The sequence below is a fragment of the Undibacterium sp. Ji50W genome (assembly GCF_049340445.1).
Lineage (GTDB): Bacteria > Pseudomonadota > Gammaproteobacteria > Burkholderiales > Burkholderiaceae_D > Undibacterium.
In genome coordinates this window covers 99,017-114,603 of sequence record NZ_JBMPOX010000019.1, presented here as the reverse complement: position 1 = coordinate 114,603, position 15,587 = coordinate 99,017, and the positions used below count along the sequence as shown (strand labels likewise).

The following is a 15,587-nucleotide window of genomic DNA, read 5'->3' as shown; positions in this document are numbered from 1 at the left end:
TCGCCAAAATAAAGTATCCAAAGAAAAGGCGACCGCAGACTTGCCCTTTGGGTGCTTGCGCTACGCTCCAGCACAATTTGTGCATCACAAAAAATGGGAAAGCTTCGAAACTCGCTTCGCTCAGACACGAAGCTTTCTGATCCATTTTCTGTGACGCACAAATTGCAGCGTCCCAAGCGGTTGAAAATCAAGGGCAAAACCAGCAACAGCAACAGCAACAGCAACGTCACCGCGGCAGCAATGCATATTTTTCAGTCAATCGTTCAACCGATTTAATCCACTCCAGCCTGCACAGGCAGCCGCACGCTCACCGCCAAACCGCCACCCTCACGATTGGTAAATCGTATTTCGGCATGCAGTTGTATCGCCAGTTGGGCGACGATGGCCAGGCCAAGGCCGGCGCCGCCGGTGTCGCGGTTGCGGGAGGATTCGAGTCGCACAAAGGGTTGCATCACGGCGTTCCATAGCTCTTCGGGGATGCCGGGGCCTCTGTCCTGTACGGTGATGACGGCATGTTGCTGGTCGCTGTTCAGGGTAACTTCCACTTCGCTGCCAAACTTCAGGGCATTGTCGACGAGGTTGCCGAGCAGGCGGGACAGGGCCAGAGGGCGGGTTTGTAGAGTCTGACTGCTATGCCCATGCAGGCTGACCTGTTGGCCGGTGTCGCAATAGTCTTGCACCAGGCTGCCAGCCAGGGCATCAAGATTGATTTTGCTGCTTGCTTCCTGATTCGTTTGTAATTGATTTTGTACCTTGGCATAGGCCAGACCTTGCTCTACCAGTTTTTGCATGGCATGCAGGTCGGCTTGTATTTTATCGCGCTGGCTGTCGTCGTCCATGAGTTCGGTGCGCAGGCGCAGGCGGGTGATGGGGGTTTGCAGGTCGTGGGTGATGGAGGCCAGGATTTGCATGCGCTCAGCCAGATAAGTGTCTATGCGTTCTTGCATGTTCTGGAAGGCGGTAGCTGCACGGAATACTTCTCGCGGTGCACGGGCAGGGAACTGTGGCCTGGCACCTGGTTTTACCATGGCATCGGCGGCTGCAGCCAGCATGGCCAGTGGGCGTGTCGCTGTCCTGACTGCCAGCCAGGCTGCCAGCATGAGGATGGCAAGCTGCACGCAGAGCAGCGAGAACATGCTCCATTGTATGGTGTACGGTGTCGCAGTCAGGCGGACGGTGATTGGTGCACCGTCACTCAAGGCCAGATGCAATTGCAGGATTTTTTTATCGTTCTCAGTGCGTACGCTGATCCTGATTCTTGCCGGATGCTCCAGATTATTTTTTATGGCCTCTATCGCCTCGTTGGCAATGTCCACGTCTATGCTGTCCGTGGCATCCGCGGGTGCGGCTTGCAAGGTATATACGTAGTTGTTGCGGGCCAGTTTGTCCAGCCAGGACTGACGTTCGCTGACTGGCAGACGGTCAAGAAAGGAAATGGCATTGGCGACATCCTTGCCTACCGAATAGACCATATGATTTTTCCTGACCTGCATCTTGTCCCATTGCGACGAGGCAAACGAGAGTGAATAAGCCATCAGCAGGGCACTCAGCAAAATCAGACACAGGCGGCCAAACAGGGTGTGCGGCCAGTGCGGGCTTTCTATGATGTGCATCAGCTTTCCCCTTGTGCCGTGACCTGTGCGCAAAATACATAGCCTTCGCTGCGCACGGTCTTGATATAGCGTGGTTCACGGGCATCATCGCGCAAATGCTGGCGCAGGCGGCTGACCAGTAAATCGATAGAGCGCTCGAATAAATCAGCGTCACGACCCTGGGTCAGGTTCAGCAACTGGTCACGATTCAACACGCGTTGCGGGTGTTCAACAAAGACTTGCAACAGGCGGTATTCGGCACCGCTTAGCGTGACCATAATACCTTCGCTGTCCAGCAGATGGCGTGCCAGGGTATCAAGTTGCCAGTCACCAAAATTGAGCATGGCGGGTGGTTTTTGTTCGCGAAGCTTGGGCGGCAGCATGCGTGTGCGACGCAAGACCGCCTTGATGCGGGCCAGCAATTCCCGTGCAGCGAAAGGCTTGGTCAGGTAATCGTCGGCACCCATTTCCAGGCCGACTATACGGTCAGTCTCTTCTGCGCGTGCAGTCAGAAAAAACAGGGGGATGACTTTGTGCGGACCTGAGCGCAATTCGCGGCACAGGCTAAGACCATCTTCGCCCGGCATCATGATATCGAGCACGATGAGGTCAATGGCGCTGCCTTCGAGCAAGGCGCGCATTTGCTTGCCACCCGCTGCCGTGCTGACCTTGTTGCCATTCTTGCGCAGGTACAGGGCAGTCAGTTCGCGTATTTCTGCATCATCATCAACGATGATGATGTGATCCGGGGATTCAGTGTTTTCCATGTGCTGGGCTTGGCGCTCATTCTTGATGGTTCATTCCATAGTGCTTTATAGCTTAAATAGCGGCAGAGACAAAATCTTTTGTATCCCAGTGTATCTGAGTGCTGTTGACACATAGTCAGATGCAAATAAGGCATTTCCTGACATCTGCCAGATACCTTGCGACTGTCTAATGACGTTGCCGTGATGAATTCATCACCTCGACAACTCAAGGAGAACTGACATGAAAAAGCAAATGATCGTTATCACCACTTTTGCCACCGTATTGATGAGTGCCTGGTCTGCCCAGGCCCAGCAGGCCGGTTTGTCTGATTACTACCTGGCACCTGTGGAAGCGGAAATTCAGGCCAACAAGCTCGCCAATAACCAGGCAAATAAGCCAGACGCATTCGCTGGTACCTGGCTGACCCAGAGCGGTAGCCTGGAAGTGCAAATCGGCAATTGTGGTCAGTCTGTGTGCGGCAAAGTCAGCAAAATCAACGATGCGGCGAATTTGAGCAACATGACGGCGATGGGCAGTACCGCAACGTCTGCATCCGCGATACCTGTATTGGGTAAGACCATTATGGAGGGCTTTACGGCGAGCGGAGCCGCCACCTGGTCAGGCACGATTTTCAATCGCGCCGATGGCCAGACCTATGCGTGCCAGATGCGCATGCTGAGCCCGACTGAGCTGGAAGTCACAGCATACAAGGACAAGCCAGAAAATGGCCGTAGCCAGGTATGGACGCGCGTATCAAATACCGTCACTGCGCAAAAATAAAAATGGGAGCATCACTTTTGATGCCCCCATTTCAGTTTTCAATCTCAATGCAGACCTATGGCAGCAACTCAACTTCGCCCGGCAACAAGGTATTGGCTGGCAAGGCATCGAGCTGTTTCAGCCTCTCATAATACGGTGTGAAGTCTGGTGCTGTACCATCAAATAGTTGCTGGAAATCGTCGATGACAAAATAGGTTTCCTGATAGCTGTCTATCTTGTACAGGGTTTGCAGGCAGCGCTGTATGTCGAGATGGATATGGCGTGAAGTTGTTCCGGGCTTCAGGCAATATTCAACTTCGCCACCAGACGACAGTATGCCTGCACCATAGATGCGCAAACCCTGGTCGGTCCTGATCAGGCCAAATTCCACCGTGTACCAGTACAGGCGTGCCAGATAATCCAGGCCGCCGAGTTTCATCGCCTTTAGTCCGCCCTTGCCATATAACTGCATGTAATCGGCAAATACCGGATTGAACAGCATGGGTACGTGGCCGAAATAATCATGGAAGACATCGGGTTCAACAATGTAATTGAATTCTTCCGGTTTGCGCAGCCATACGGTGACAGGGAAGCGGCGATTGGCCAGGTGTTCAAAGAAAGTCAGTTCCGGGATCAGACCAGGTACGGCGACGATGCGCCAGCCAGTGGCAGCAAAGAGTTCTTCAGAAGTACGGTCAAAGCGCGGGATACCGTCTGCCGCATCCATCTTATGCAGTGCTGCGATAAATTCATCACAGGCGCGGCCGGGCAAAAGCTCCATCTGACGCTGGTACAGCTTACGCCACAGGGCATGTTCTGCTTCGGTATAGGCGGCCCAGTCTTGTTCGACGACGTAATGTTCGTCGGCTTTTTCATAGTTGCCACGCAGGGCGGCACCATTCGATTTCTCGGCAACGGTGGCGAGAAAATCTTCGTTGGTAACGGTGGTGTCCATCATATTTTAGAAAAAAGGCTGACATCAATAATGACGATCAGCCTTTTTTTATCTCCATTCAGGTTTGGCGAAAAATCAGACAGTTGTTTCGTCTTTGATGACGCCACGACAGATCTGATCCAGTTCTATCGATTCAAACAGGGCGCGGAAATTACCCTCGCCAAAACCCTGGTCGCCTTTGCGCTGGATGATTTCAAAGAAGATAGGGCCAATCACTGTGGTCGTGAAAATCTGTAACAGCAATTCACGTGATGTTTCTGTGCTCTTGCCATCGACGAGTATGCGCAACCTGCGCAATTCGTCCAGGTTTTCACCATGGCCAGGCAGGCGACGGTCAACCAGGTCATAGTAGGTTTCTATGGTGTCCTGGAACACCACGCCATTGCCTTTCATGTCACCAACGGTGTCATAGATATTGTCCGTGCCCATGGCGATGTGTTGCACACCTTCGCCGTGGTACAGGTCCAGGTATTCGGCGATCTGGGATTTATCATCCGAGGATTCATTGATCGGGATACGGATTTTGCCGCAAGGTGAAGTCATGGCTTTGGATTTCAGGCCTGTGTGTTTGCCAGCGATATCGAAGTAACGGATTTCGCGGAAGTTGAACAGGCTTTCATAGAAATCTGCCCATTCCTTCATGCGGCCACGATGCACATTGTGGGTCAGGTGATCGATATAAGTCAGGCCTTTGCCAACTGGGTTGGAATCTACACCGGGAATCGCCACGAAGTCGGCATCATAAATGCTGATATTGCCGATGGCACCAGGTTCTGCACCATCTTTGCCGTGCCAGCGGTCGACAAAATAAATCAGTGCATCGCCTATGCCCTTGATGGCAGGAATATTCAATTCCATAGGGCCGGTTTTATTGTCGAAGCCCCAGGCACCCAGATCCAGTGCACGCTTGTAGGCGGCATTCGCATCCTTGACGCGGAAAGCGAAAGCGCAAACGGATTGGCCATGTTTGCGGGCAAATTTTTGTGCGAAAGAATCAGGTTCTGCATTGATGATGAAGTTCACACCGCCTTGGCGGTACAGCGTCACATCCTTGGTGCGGTGTTTGGCAATCGCGCTGAAACCCATGGTGACGAACAAGTCGCCGAGTGCTTTGGGATCGGGTGCTGCGTATTCGATAAACTCAAAGCCATCGGTACCCATAGGGTTGTCCCAAGTCTGGAAAGTCATGCCTGTCTCCTTAGTGTCATCATCAGTGTCCGCTGCATCTGACTGCTTTCAAGGCAGGCTTTGATGTAGCTCAAGCTATCAGTATAGTCCGCTAAACGCGCCATATAATTGCCAAATACCCCAAAGACTTCACGATTTGAGCAATAATATTGCTTAAATCATTTAATTAATGGCAGATTATGATGGAAATTGAACTGGATAAAATTGACCGAAAAATCCTGGCAATTTTGCAGGCCGATGGCAGGCTGACCAATCAAGAGGTGGCAGAACGGGTGAATCTGTCGCCTTCACCTTGTCTGCGCCGCATCAAGCGGCTGGAAGACAGTGGCGTCATACGCAAGTATGTAGCCCTGCTGGAACCGGCCAAGATAGGCCTGGGTTTGCTGGCTTATGTCAACGTGCGGTTGGAAAAGCACAGTGACAACCCCGGTAAGAGCGGTTCGCGTTCACCGCGTGAAGACTTTTCTGTCTCCGTCGCGCAGTGGCCGGAAGTGGTGGCCTGTTATGCCATGACGGGGGAAATGGATTATCTGTTGCGGGTGCATGTGGAAGACATGAACCATTTTTCACGCTTCATGATGGAAACATTATTGCGCCATCCTGCTGTGCTGGATGTCAAATCGAGTTTTTCCTTGCAGCAGATTAAGGATACGACGGCGTTGCCTGTAGTAATCAGTGGCTGATTGCAGGAATTGTTAAAAATGCGTATGCCAATGAAATTAAAGACCACAACAGTTAACCCTGGAATTATCAGCCGCTTATCTGAATTTCTGTTTACTGCCTAGACAAAAATAGTTAACATTTACGCAGTATTATTTAAAATTTGACAACCAAAAATAGAGTTCAATCGAACAATTATTTAATGAGGGAATTGGAAGTTATGGAAAAACATGAAAAAGTCGCAAGAACACATCGCGTTTTAGCTATTTTGTATGGCCTCTTATTGGCTGTATTTGGATTCTTGCTTTACCCTCATTCAGGGCTGCCGAGTGGTGGCTTGATAGGCGTTGCTTTGCTTTTTTTAGGCCTGACAGTTTTGCATTATGCAACTTCTGTAGGCGCATCCAATAAAAAGCCTTGGGCACGAATGTTATCAACTTTAATTGCTCTGCTTATGTTGTTTGCATTCCCTGTCGGTACGATAATTGGTGCTTATTTGCTCTTTAATAACTGGAGTGATGATGGGTACTATGAAGCGACATAATTAAATATAAAGAGGGAATCGAGGTCTTTTCAATTTCAATCTTTGCGATCCAGGATACCTATTTATGTATAAGGTTTTCTAAGGGGCTGTTGCAAGATGAAAGTGGTTAGGCATCGTTGTCGCAGTCAGTACGTCAGCACGTCAGCACGACAAGGCAACGCAACAACGTCGGGTTAATTTTGAAACAGTCTCTAAATACAAGATGAAAGAACATTGCTTATCCCGGCCTTTGCATAAGCGCGATCCAAAGGCCATCTGGATAAGCATGTTTTATTTCGAACTATCCTTCATCCCCGGCAAATGACTGAGCCATTTGGCGGCTGCGCGGGTATTGGCCTTGATGGTGTAATCGATGGCGGCGACCTGTTCCTGCATGGCTTCTTTGAGGACGCTGACGGCGTCAGCGGGCAGGATTTTCAGGTAGGCGTCGGCTTCGCCATATTCGCGGTGGATTTCCATGCCGGCTTTTTTGGCGATGTGTATCATGGTCTGGTTGGATGACAGGCAATGCATGTACAGGGTATCGACATCATCATTGCGGCAGTGGATGGCACCACGTTCAAACAGCTTGGAACCTATGCCCTTGCCACGCGCAATTTGGGAGACGGACACACCAAATTCGGCGACCTTGTCTTTGTCAGTGACGTCATCATTCTCGGCGCGTGGTGCATAGGCCAGATGGCCAACACCGACAATGCGGAAGTGGTGGCTGATGACACCAAATACTTTGTCGCGCGAAAAATCGATGCCGTCCACGTATTTTTCTATCATCGCGTCCGGCAGGTAAGTACCGAAGCGCAAGAGGCGATCACTTTCTTCCAGTCCAAGAAAATGACGCAGGATGCGATGCCTGTCCTTTTCCGACAATTCCTTGACGAAAACGGTAGATTTGGAAGTTTTTTTGCTGGCGTCCAGCAAGTGTTTTGGATCTTCAGGAAACATATCTGACGCATTCATGGCAGCTCCTTATGGGTAGCTTTTGTGCACTGCACAATGCATTGTAGATGATCTGGCCTGATTATTCCAGCGATGTGCGGGCTTTGAGAATAAAACTTCTATTGTTGCGCGTTTGCGGCTGCTTCCAGCGCGTTTATTCTGCCTGCGCGTATAGCTATCGGGATCTGCTGGGGCTGATGGGCATACAGGCTGGCAATTTCGCCACCATTCACTTTCAACACGATATCCAGCGCCTGGCTTAACTGCAATTGCGGGGCGAAGACCGTGTCTGTTGCCAACTCTTCAAGAGTCAGGCAGGCACAGGCACTGAGCATCTCAAGAAAACGTTCCGGCTTGCGCAGGGCGTCGCAGCGTGTCAGTAAATCAACGGTGTCAGCGGCTGACAGCGATGTGGCATCTTTGATGTGTACATGTTCACGCGCCAGCATGACAGCCATGTCACGGCAATCTGCCGGTACTTTGAGACGCTGGCAAATACCGTCCACCAGTTTTACCCGCAGTTTTTCAAGGGGCAGGGCATTGCTTTCTGTCGACGCTATCACCAGATCATGCAGCAACACGGCAAACCGGGTGCTCAGCGAGGTATTGCGCTGTGCGGTGGCATCCAGTATCTGCATCAGATGCTGGCCATGCTCATTGCCTGAGTCTGCTTCAAACAGCTCATTCAATTCAGGCAATAATCTTTGCAGGGCACCGCAACTGCGCAGCACGGCAAACATGCGGGAAGGCCGGGTTTCCATCAGACCGCGGGACAGTTCTTGCCAAACGCGTTCTGCCACCAGTGCATCCACTTCGCCGGCGGCTACCATGCGTTGCATGAGCGCGGTGGTTTCTTCTGCCACGCTGAAATCCTGTGGCGGTATGGCAAAGCGGGCGGCAAAGCGGGCCAGGCGCAAGATGCGCACCGGGTCTTCGCAAAATGCCAGCGACACGTGGCGAAATACCCTGTCCTGTAAATCGCGCAGACCACCATAAGGGTCGATGATATTGCCAGTGTCATCCTGTGCCATGGCATTGATGGTCAGGTCGCGACGTATCAGGTCTTCTTCCAGCGTGACATCGGCATCGGTATGAAATACAAAGCCCTTGTACCCGGCAGCAGTTTTGCGCTCGGTACGTGCCAGCGCATATTCATCATGGGTTTGCGGATGCAAAAATACCGGGAAGTCTTTGCCCACCGGCAGATAGCCCTTGGCCAACATCTCTTCTGGTGAAGCACCGACCACCACGAAATCGCGGTCCTGCACAGGCAAGCCCAGCAGGGCATCACGCACGGCACCGCCGACGATATAGGTCTTCATGTCGCTGCTTCAGGCTTCCGGGCTGCCATTATGTCCGGGCAGGCCTTCGGTTTCCAGCAGTGCTTCCCTGACCCACTGGGCGACGGCGGGATGGGCCAGTACGCGTTCGGCATAAGCCTGCAAGGCAGGGGCCAGTGATACACCATAGGTGCGGAAACGCATGACCACTGGCGCATAGAAGGCATCGGCGATGGAAAAGGCACCGAACAGGAACTCGTGCGCGCCGTACAGGGCCAGGCAGTCTTCCCAGATTTCGCTGACGCGGCCTATGTCGGCCTGCGAGCCTATGCTACGGCCCTTGCCAGGCAGTGAGGCGCGAATATCCATGGGCATGTCGGTACGCAGGGAAGAAAAGCCAGAATGCATTTCTGCACAGATACTGCGTGCCGTTGCGCGCGCTGCCACATCTTCCGGCCACAGGTTGAGTATGGAAAACTGTTCGGCCAGGTATTCGCAAATCGCCAGCGAATCCCAGACGGTGATCTCGCCCGCCAGCAAGACCGGCACGCGGCCAGCGGCTGAATATTCGGCGATGCGATTGGTGGTATCGGGCTGGTTCAGCACGATGCGGACTTCTTCAAACGGAATGCCAAAAGCCTTCATCGCCACCCAGGGACGCATGGACCAGGATGAATAATTCTTATTGCCGATGATCAGTCGCAAGCCGGCGCGTTCTTGGCCCAGCATGGCTGCCAGTGCAGGTTGCATTTCAGTATCTTGCATGAGTTTTTACACTTAAAAATTGGTAGGAAGATCCGCATCAGCAGCCGTCATGCCCTTTGGTATCACAACGCCCAGACGGCTTTTCAGGGACTGGGGTTTTTTCTCGAACAGGGCAGCATAGTAGGTGGCATTCGACAACACATTCTTCACATAACTACGGGTTTCATTGAAGGGAATGGTTTCTGCAAAAATCGCACCTTCCACCGGGCGACTCAGTTTTGCCCGCCAGGCTCTGGGGCGGCCAGGGCCGGCATTATAGGCGGCTGACGCCAGCGCCTGTGAGCCGCCAAGATCGGTCAGCACCATATTGAGGTAATTGGTACCCAGGGCAATATTGGTGTCCACATCATTGACTTGTTCCGGCACAAATTTGCCCAGGCCAATTTTCTTGGCGACATAGCGCGCGGTAGCTGGCATCAACTGCATCAGGCCAGATGCACCCACGTGGGATTTGGCATTCATGATGAAGCGCGACTCCTGGCGTATCAAGCCATATACCCAGGCCATGTCCAGCCCCAGTGCCTGGGTGGTTTTGTACATGCTTTCGTTGAAAGGCGTAGGGTAGCGCTGGCTGAAATCGAGCTCGCCCTTGGTGCGGTCCGACGTGTTGACCATGCGGTCCAGCAAGTTGTTCTGGCGGGCCAGTTCGGCGGCGGCCAGATGCTGGCGTTCGCTCATCTTGCGTAATTCCCAGTTCCATTCACGCGTACCTTCAAAGCGCAGGTTCATGGCATAGAACTTCAGGGCTCTTTGCAGGTTGGGATTTTTTTCCATCGGTGCCAGTTCTTCCGGCGTTACTGGTTTGACAGTAACCGGGACACCGATTTTCTGGCCCAGTTCTTCCAGCGCAAGTTGTCCATAGAAATGCAACTGATCAGCGATGCTGGCAAATTGCACACGCGCCTCTTCATTCTTGCCTTCGGCTTTCAGGGCGCGACCATACCAGTATACCCATGCTGGATCAGCCTTCAAGGCTGGCGGCATGCTGGTGATGCCGGTTTTGACCAGTTTCCAGTCGCCTTCGCGCAAGGCAGTACGTACCCGCCATTGATAGGCTTCCTGCGACAGCGGGGCGGTATCGGCACGTTGCCAGTAGCCCCGTGCATCCGGTTCCAGCTTCAGCGCGGCTTGCAGGGCAATTTGTGCCCAGCCCGTGGATTTTTCTGCATCGTTGAACTGGCTGGCATAGCGACTGAGTATGCTGGCTGCCTGTTCATGATCGGTCTTGGCCAGACGGCCCAGGGCGATCAGGTAGAGTTCATGGGCAGTGTGGCCGGCTTCGGGAGCTTTTTTTGTGACAACAGCTGGTTTGTCGATGGCATCGGCCATCTGTTTTTCCGGCACGTTCAGCAATTTGCCCAGACGCTGCGCCAACGGCAATGCGCCGTTTTCGCCAGCCATGCGGACTTGTGTCCACAAGTCGTTATTGCTGAATTGTCCATTGCCTGCCAGGTAAGTCACCATGTTGTAGCAGCCATCGCCGTAGTCGCGTGGCGAATTCAGCAAATTGCGTGCTTCACTGGCGACCTTTTGCTGTTTGATGGCCCTGGACAGCACGGCGTAGCAACGTAACTGATTGTCATCTGCCACCACGAATAAAGGATATTGCTGATCAAAGGTTTCCCATTCGCCGCGTTTGCCCAGCATCAATAACCAGTCATTGCGCAGGCGGTCGGCGATGGCGCTGCCTTCATACTTGCTCAGAAATTCACGAAATTCGGTATTCGTGGTTTTCACCAGCCGTGCGCGCAGGCGATAATAATCAATATAAGAGGGGATTTCGTAATTTTTGAGTGCCGCGGCATGCTGTTCTGCATTGCCGGAGTCATCATGGAAGGCGGCGTCACGCAAGGCCATGAAGCGGTCATCATCATCGATCATGCCTTTTTTTGCCGCAGCAGCGCTGGCGACAGTGGATGCGCCGAAACCTGCTAAGATCATCAGGCCAAGTCCAGCTAAACTTTTTTTCACAGGCATCTTTAGACAGTTTTTGATTACATTTCTAACAGTATGACACAGCCCAAGGCCAGCGCACATCCGATGTACACAGAAGCCGCACGCAGTCGTCACGACTTGCGGAAAAGTTTACTGCAAAAACGTCGGGATATTGCAGTTAACATCCGACAACAATGGGACAGGCAACTGGCCGAAAAGTTGCTGCAATGCTGTCAACAGCAACAGATCACCAGCCTGGCTGTGTACTGGCCGATACGGGGTGAGCCTGATTTGCAGGCAGCGTATGCAGTCCTGTCAGAGACCGGTCTGCAACTGGCGTTACCACTGGTGCTTGCCAGACAGCAGCCCTTGCAATTCCTGGCCTGGCGGCCGGGTGACCCCATGCTGGCGGATGAATATGGCATACCAGTACCAGCCCAGCGTACTCAGTTTATACAGCCGGCAGCGCTATTGATACCCTGTGTCGGCTTTAATACCGGCAAGTACCGCCTGGGTTATGGCGGCGGGTATTACGACCGCACCCTGGAAAAAACACCGCGCCCGCTCACCATAGGCATAGCCTATCAATGCACGCAGGCGGATTTTGCTGCTGACACCCATGATATCCCTATGGATATCGTCATCACGGAAGCCTGAGGTGTAATGCCTACAGCTTAAAACCCGACCGCACTGCCATCCGGATTGCGTGGATCAGAATAGCCGGCAAATCCTTGAGGATAAACTTGTATGGTCTGGGTCTTGCCCAAAGTCGCTGCCGGGCGCAGGACCTGGCCTTTTTGTTCCAGCAGGCGCAGGGTATCGATGCTGATTCCTTTTTCATAACGCAACTGGTCTGGCATCCATTGCTGATGGATACGCGGCGAAATGGTGGCTTCGGCGACATTCATGTCATGGTCAATGACATTCAGGATCGTTTGCAGGGTCGTGGTGATGATGCGGCTGCCACCAGGGCTGCCAGTCACCAGGAAGGGTTTGCCATCCTTCAGCACTATCGTCGGTGACATCGAGCTTAGCGGGCGTTTCCAGCCCTGTACCGCATTCGCATCGCCACCCAGCAAGCCAAAGGCATTCGGTACGCCGGCCTTGACCGAAAAATCATCCATTTCATTGTTCAGCACGATGCCGGTGCCGCTGGCGACGATGCCGCTGCCAAAGTTCAGGTTCAGGGTGTAGGTGGTGGCGACTACATTGCCGAATTTGTCGGCCACGCTGTAATGCGTAGTCTGGTCGCTTTCATACGGCAGGGGCTTGCCTGGCTTGATGTCGGCGGAAGGTGTGGCACGGTCCGGCTGTATTTTCTTCACCAGCTCATCGGCATAGGCGCGCGAGGTCAGGCCTTTGGTCGGTACTTTGTAATAATCCGGGTCACCCAGAAATTCGGAACGGTCGGCATACGCCAGTTTCATTACTTCGCTGAGTTGATGCAGGGTCTGGGCACTGTTGGCACCCTGTTCCTTCAGGGGGAAATGTTCCAGCATGTTCAGCATCTGGATGATGTGCACACCGCCCGAGCTGGGTGGTGGCATGGACACCACTTCATAGCCGCGATAATTGCCGCGCACGGGGATGCGTTCCACCGCCTTGTAATTTTTCAGGTCGCTGGCAGAGATCAGGCCCTGATGTTGCTGCATTTCGGCGACGATTTTTTTTGCGATCGCACCTTCGTAAAAAGCCGTAGCGCCTTGCTCGGCAATCAGCCGCAGCGACTGGGCCAGGTCTTTTTGCAGCAGCCGCTCGCCAGCCTGCATGGGTTTGCCATCCTTGAAGAAGATGGCGCGGCTGGCGGGCCACTGGCTCAACTGGTTTTTACCAGCGTCTATCAGTTCAGCCAGATGCGGGCTGATGTCAAAGCCCTGCTCGGCCAGACGTATTGCTGGTGCAATCACGTTCTTCCATTTCATGCTGCCATATTTGCGCAGGGCGAGTTCCATGCCGGCTACCGTGCCAGGTACGCCGACTGCCAGATGGGTATGCAGGGATTTGCCGGGTATCACCTTGCCATTGGCATCCAGGTACATGTCCCGCGTGGCTTTTTCTGGTGCCAGCTCACGAAAATCCAGGGCGACATCCTTGCCCGATTTGCTGTCATGGATAAGCATGAAGCCACCACCACCGATATTGCCGGCATTTGGCAGCACCACCGCCAGCGCAAAGCCGACTGCCACTGCAGCATCCACCGCATTGCCACCGTGCTTGAGTATCTCCAGGCCTACCTGGCTGGCCAGGGCCTGCTCGGTCGCCACCATGCCTTGTTTGGCATATACCGGGCTGATGATGGGGTAGCTGGTATCGTATTTGATACCGGCCGCCAGTTGCGCCTGGCTGGCAGGGCTGAGCAGGCCAAAGCACAGGGGGATGAGCAGACTCAGGTATAGCTTGCGAGGGGAGGGCATGCGAATAGCTCCAGAAATCATTGATGACAGAAATAGTAATACCAATTCTGACATGGCGCGCACAAAGTATTCCGTCAGCGCAAAATAAAAAAGCCGCCCGAAGGCGGCTTTTCGTCTAAATGCAAAATGCAAATTATTTTGCTTCAGCTTCTGCAGAGGTTGCACCGGCTGGGATAACAGCGATAGCAACAGTTGCGTCACCACCATGTACCACAGCTGTCACGCCTTTTGGCAGTGTCAGTTGGGATACGTGGATGGATTGACCAGCTTCCAGTTTGGACAGGTCAACTTCAACGAATTCTGGCAATTCTGCTGGCAGGCAAGAGATGTCCAGTTCAACAGCAACGTGGCTGATGACGGCGGAGGACAGTTTCACTGCTGGAGAAACGTCAGCGTTGATGAAGTGCAGAGGCACTTTAACGTGGATTTTTTGGTTAGGATCTACGCGTTGGAAGTCAGCGTGCAAAACCAGTTGTTTGTAGGCGTGGACTTGGAAGTCGCGCAACAATACTTTTTCTGCTTTGCCATCCACTTCCAGGTCCAGAATGGAAGAGTGGAATGCTTCTTTTTTCAATGCATGGTACAGCGCATTGTGATCCAGAGTGATGGCGACTGGTGCTTCTTTACCGCCGTAGATGATGCCAGGTGTTTGGCCAGCATTGCGCAGGCGGCGGCTCGCTCCGGTCCCCTGTTCTTTGCGTGCAAATGCGATTACTTTCATGGTGTTACTCCAAAAAATGCAAACCGTTTATTCGGTTTTGCGGTATTGAACCCCCGCGACCAGGGGTCCAGAAAATAGCACCGTCAATTGACGGTGCCGGGAAAAACTTAATGCGTATTTAGTCCGTGAACAAGGAAATCACAGACTCACCCTTGGTGATGCGGCGGAACGTTTCGGCCAGTAGGCTGTCGCAAGACAATTGACGAATCTTGGGACAGGCGCGGGCCGCTTCTGTCAGCGGTATGGTGTCTGTCACCACCAGTTCATCCAGCGGCGATTGCGAAATACGTTGTATCGCAGGGCCGGACAAGACCGGGTGGGTACAGTATGCCAATACCTTCTTGGCACCACGTTCTTTCAATACTTCAGCAGCCTTGGTCAGGGTGCCTGCAGTGTCAACCATGTCATCCATGATCACGCAGTTGCGGCCTTCGACTTCACCAATGATGTTCATGACTTCAGAGACATTCGCTTTTGGACGGCGTTTGTCGATGATGGCCAGATCGCAACCCAGGCGTTTTGCCAAAGCACGGGCACGTACCACGCCGCCCACGTCAGGGGAAACTACCAGCAGGTCTTCGTAATTCTTGGCGACCAGGTCACCCAGCAAAATCGGTGAAGCGTAAATATTATCAACAGGGATATCAAAGAAGCCCTGAATCTGGTCGGCATGCAAGTCCATGATCAACACACGGTCTACACCGGCTTCTTCCAGCATGTTGGCAACCACTTTGGCAGAAATCGCGACACGCGCAGAGCGTGGGCGGCGATCCTGGCGGGCATAGCCAAAATACGGGATAGCGGCAGTGATACGGCCAGCGGAAGCACGTTTCAGGGCATCAACCATCAACATGATTTCCATCAGGTTGTCATTGGTTGGCGCGCAAGTCGACTGCAAAACGAAAACATCTTTACCACGCACGTTTTCATTGATCTCGACCAAGACTTCACCGTCAGAGAATTTGGAAACGTCTGCTTTGCCGAGGGGGATGCCGAGTTGCTTGGCGACACCGGCAGCCAGTGCAGGATTGGCGTTGCCAGTGAAAACCATCATGTTGTCATGTGCGCGCGCATTTGCCATGGCTGGAACC

The 15,587-nt window shown here is 53.0% G+C and carries 15 protein-coding genes; 4 read left to right on the top strand and 11 right to left on the bottom strand.

All coding sequences use genetic code 11. The features are described 5' to 3' along the window. Positions 1 to 272 precede the first annotated feature (272 nt). Both ACO0K9_RS21850 and ACO0K9_RS21845 read right to left on the bottom strand, forming a co-directional pair. Positions 273 to 1,613, bottom strand: a complete 1,341-nt coding sequence (locus ACO0K9_RS21850) for an ATP-binding protein (RefSeq protein ID WP_422988372.1) — start codon at positions 1,611 to 1,613, stop codon at positions 273 to 275. Further along, entirely contained in the window at positions 1,613 to 2,359 is a 747-nt protein-coding gene (locus ACO0K9_RS21845; protein ID WP_422988370.1) for a response regulator, read from the bottom strand. Before ACO0K9_RS21845 ends, ACO0K9_RS21850 begins: the two co-directional genes overlap by 1 nt. A gap of 220 nt (positions 2,360 to 2,579) precedes the next feature. On the opposite strand from ACO0K9_RS21845, the gene ACO0K9_RS21840 reads away from it, so the two are divergent. After that, positions 2,580 to 3,119, top strand: a complete 540-nt coding sequence (locus tag ACO0K9_RS21840; protein ID WP_422988368.1) for a DUF2147 domain-containing protein — start codon at positions 2,580 to 2,582, stop codon at positions 3,117 to 3,119. A gap of 55 nt (positions 3,120 to 3,174) precedes the next feature. On the opposite strand, the gene phhA is transcribed toward ACO0K9_RS21840, so the two are convergent. After that, entirely contained in the window at positions 3,175 to 4,053 is an 879-nt protein-coding gene (gene phhA, locus ACO0K9_RS21835; protein ID WP_422988366.1) for a phenylalanine 4-monooxygenase, read from the bottom strand. Positions 4,054 to 4,128: 75 nt separating this feature from the next. After that, positions 4,129 to 5,241: a 4-hydroxyphenylpyruvate dioxygenase gene (gene hppD / locus ACO0K9_RS21830; protein WP_422988364.1), complete on the bottom strand. Its 1,113-nt coding sequence runs from the start codon at positions 5,239 to 5,241 to the stop codon at positions 4,129 to 4,131. Positions 5,242 to 5,420: 179 nt separating this feature from the next. Here hppD and ACO0K9_RS21825 point away from each other — a divergent pair, with 179 nt between their 5' ends. Further along, complete coding sequence (locus tag ACO0K9_RS21825) at positions 5,421 to 5,924, top strand: Lrp/AsnC family transcriptional regulator (RefSeq protein WP_422988362.1); 504 nt, start codon at positions 5,421 to 5,423, stop codon at positions 5,922 to 5,924. 197 nt (positions 5,925 to 6,121) lie between these two features. Then, a complete protein-coding gene (locus tag ACO0K9_RS21820; protein WP_422988360.1) occupies positions 6,122 to 6,445 on the top strand; it encodes a hypothetical protein in 324 nt (107 codons plus the stop codon). A 270-nt stretch (positions 6,446 to 6,715) separates the two neighbouring features. Here the strand turns inward: ACO0K9_RS21820 and ACO0K9_RS21815 are convergent, their stop codons facing one another. From ACO0K9_RS21815 to ACO0K9_RS21800, 4 genes are all read right to left on the bottom strand, one after another. Then, on the bottom strand, positions 6,716 to 7,387 hold the full coding sequence (locus ACO0K9_RS21815) for a GNAT family N-acetyltransferase (protein WP_422988384.1): 672 nt from the start codon (positions 7,385 to 7,387) through the stop codon (positions 6,716 to 6,718). A gap of 113 nt (positions 7,388 to 7,500) precedes the next feature. Beyond that, complete coding sequence (locus ACO0K9_RS21810) at positions 7,501 to 8,703, bottom strand: multifunctional CCA addition/repair protein (RefSeq protein ID WP_422988358.1); 1,203 nt, start codon at positions 8,701 to 8,703, stop codon at positions 7,501 to 7,503. 9 nt (positions 8,704 to 8,712) lie between these two features. Then, a complete protein-coding gene (locus tag ACO0K9_RS21805) occupies positions 8,713 to 9,426 on the bottom strand; it encodes a glutathione S-transferase family protein (protein WP_422988356.1) in 714 nt (237 codons plus the stop codon). A gap of 12 nt (positions 9,427 to 9,438) precedes the next feature. Further along, positions 9,439 to 11,367, bottom strand: a complete 1,929-nt coding sequence (locus ACO0K9_RS21800; protein ID WP_422988354.1) for a transglycosylase SLT domain-containing protein — start codon at positions 11,365 to 11,367, stop codon at positions 9,439 to 9,441. A 69-nt stretch (positions 11,368 to 11,436) separates the two neighbouring features. Here ACO0K9_RS21800 and ACO0K9_RS21795 point away from each other — a divergent pair, with 69 nt between their 5' ends. Beyond that, positions 11,437 to 12,018, top strand: coding sequence for a 5-formyltetrahydrofolate cyclo-ligase (locus ACO0K9_RS21795; RefSeq protein WP_422988352.1), 582 nt, complete (start codon positions 11,437 to 11,439; stop codon positions 12,016 to 12,018). Positions 12,019 to 12,035: 17 nt separating this feature from the next. Here the strand turns inward: ACO0K9_RS21795 and ggt are convergent, their stop codons facing one another. The 3 genes from ggt to ACO0K9_RS21780 all read right to left on the bottom strand — a co-directional run bounded on the left by ggt (position 12,036) and on the right by ACO0K9_RS21780 (position 15,577). Beyond that, entirely contained in the window at positions 12,036 to 13,775 is a 1,740-nt protein-coding gene (ggt, locus tag ACO0K9_RS21790) for a gamma-glutamyltransferase (RefSeq protein WP_422988350.1), read from the bottom strand. Between the two features lie 133 nt (positions 13,776 to 13,908). Beyond that, positions 13,909 to 14,496: a 50S ribosomal protein L25/general stress protein Ctc gene (locus tag ACO0K9_RS21785; protein WP_422988348.1), complete on the bottom strand. Its 588-nt coding sequence runs from the start codon at positions 14,494 to 14,496 to the stop codon at positions 13,909 to 13,911. Positions 14,497 to 14,614: 118 nt separating this feature from the next. Beyond that, the gene (locus ACO0K9_RS21780; RefSeq protein ID WP_422988346.1) at positions 14,615 to 15,577 is read right to left on the bottom strand and encodes a ribose-phosphate pyrophosphokinase; all 963 of its coding nucleotides are present in this window, start codon (positions 15,575 to 15,577) and stop codon (positions 14,615 to 14,617) included. Positions 15,578 to 15,587: the final 10 nt, after the last annotated feature.

Bases quoted from the DNA above. Each gene is read 5' to 3' on its own strand.
- ACO0K9_RS21810 (WP_422988358.1), bottom strand. From the start codon at position 8,703: ATGAAGACCTATATCGTCGGCGGTGCCGTGCGTGATGCCCTGCTGGGC.
- ggt (WP_422988350.1), bottom strand. From the start codon at position 13,775: ATGCCCTCCCCTCGCAAGCTATACCTGAGTCTGCTCATCCCCCTGTGC.
- ACO0K9_RS21795 (WP_422988352.1), top strand. From the start codon at position 11,437: ATGACACAGCCCAAGGCCAGCGCACATCCGATGTACACAGAAGCCGCA.
- ACO0K9_RS21805 (WP_422988356.1), bottom strand. From the start codon at position 9,426: ATGCAAGATACTGAAATGCAACCTGCACTGGCAGCCATGCTGGGCCAA.
- ACO0K9_RS21800 (WP_422988354.1), bottom strand. From the start codon at position 11,367: ATGATCTTAGCAGGTTTCGGCGCATCCACTGTCGCCAGCGCTGCTGCG.
- ACO0K9_RS21825 (WP_422988362.1), top strand. From the start codon at position 5,421: ATGATGGAAATTGAACTGGATAAAATTGACCGAAAAATCCTGGCAATT.
- ACO0K9_RS21815 (WP_422988384.1), bottom strand. From the start codon at position 7,387: ATGTTTCCTGAAGATCCAAAACACTTGCTGGACGCCAGCAAAAAAACT.
- ACO0K9_RS21850 (WP_422988372.1), bottom strand. From the start codon at position 1,613: ATGCACATCATAGAAAGCCCGCACTGGCCGCACACCCTGTTTGGCCGC.
- ACO0K9_RS21840 (WP_422988368.1), top strand. From the start codon at position 2,580: ATGAAAAAGCAAATGATCGTTATCACCACTTTTGCCACCGTATTGATG.
- ACO0K9_RS21820 (WP_422988360.1), top strand. From the start codon at position 6,122: ATGGAAAAACATGAAAAAGTCGCAAGAACACATCGCGTTTTAGCTATT.
- ACO0K9_RS21845 (WP_422988370.1), bottom strand. From the start codon at position 2,359: ATGGAAAACACTGAATCCCCGGATCACATCATCATCGTTGATGATGAT.
- phhA (WP_422988366.1), bottom strand. From the start codon at position 4,053: ATGGACACCACCGTTACCAACGAAGATTTTCTCGCCACCGTTGCCGAG.
- ACO0K9_RS21785 (WP_422988348.1), bottom strand. From the start codon at position 14,496: ATGAAAGTAATCGCATTTGCACGCAAAGAACAGGGGACCGGAGCGAGC.
- hppD (WP_422988364.1), bottom strand. From the start codon at position 5,241: ATGACTTTCCAGACTTGGGACAACCCTATGGGTACCGATGGCTTTGAG.
- ACO0K9_RS21780 (WP_422988346.1), bottom strand. From the start codon at position 15,577: ATGGCAAATGCGCGCGCACATGACAACATGATGGTTTTCACTGGCAAC.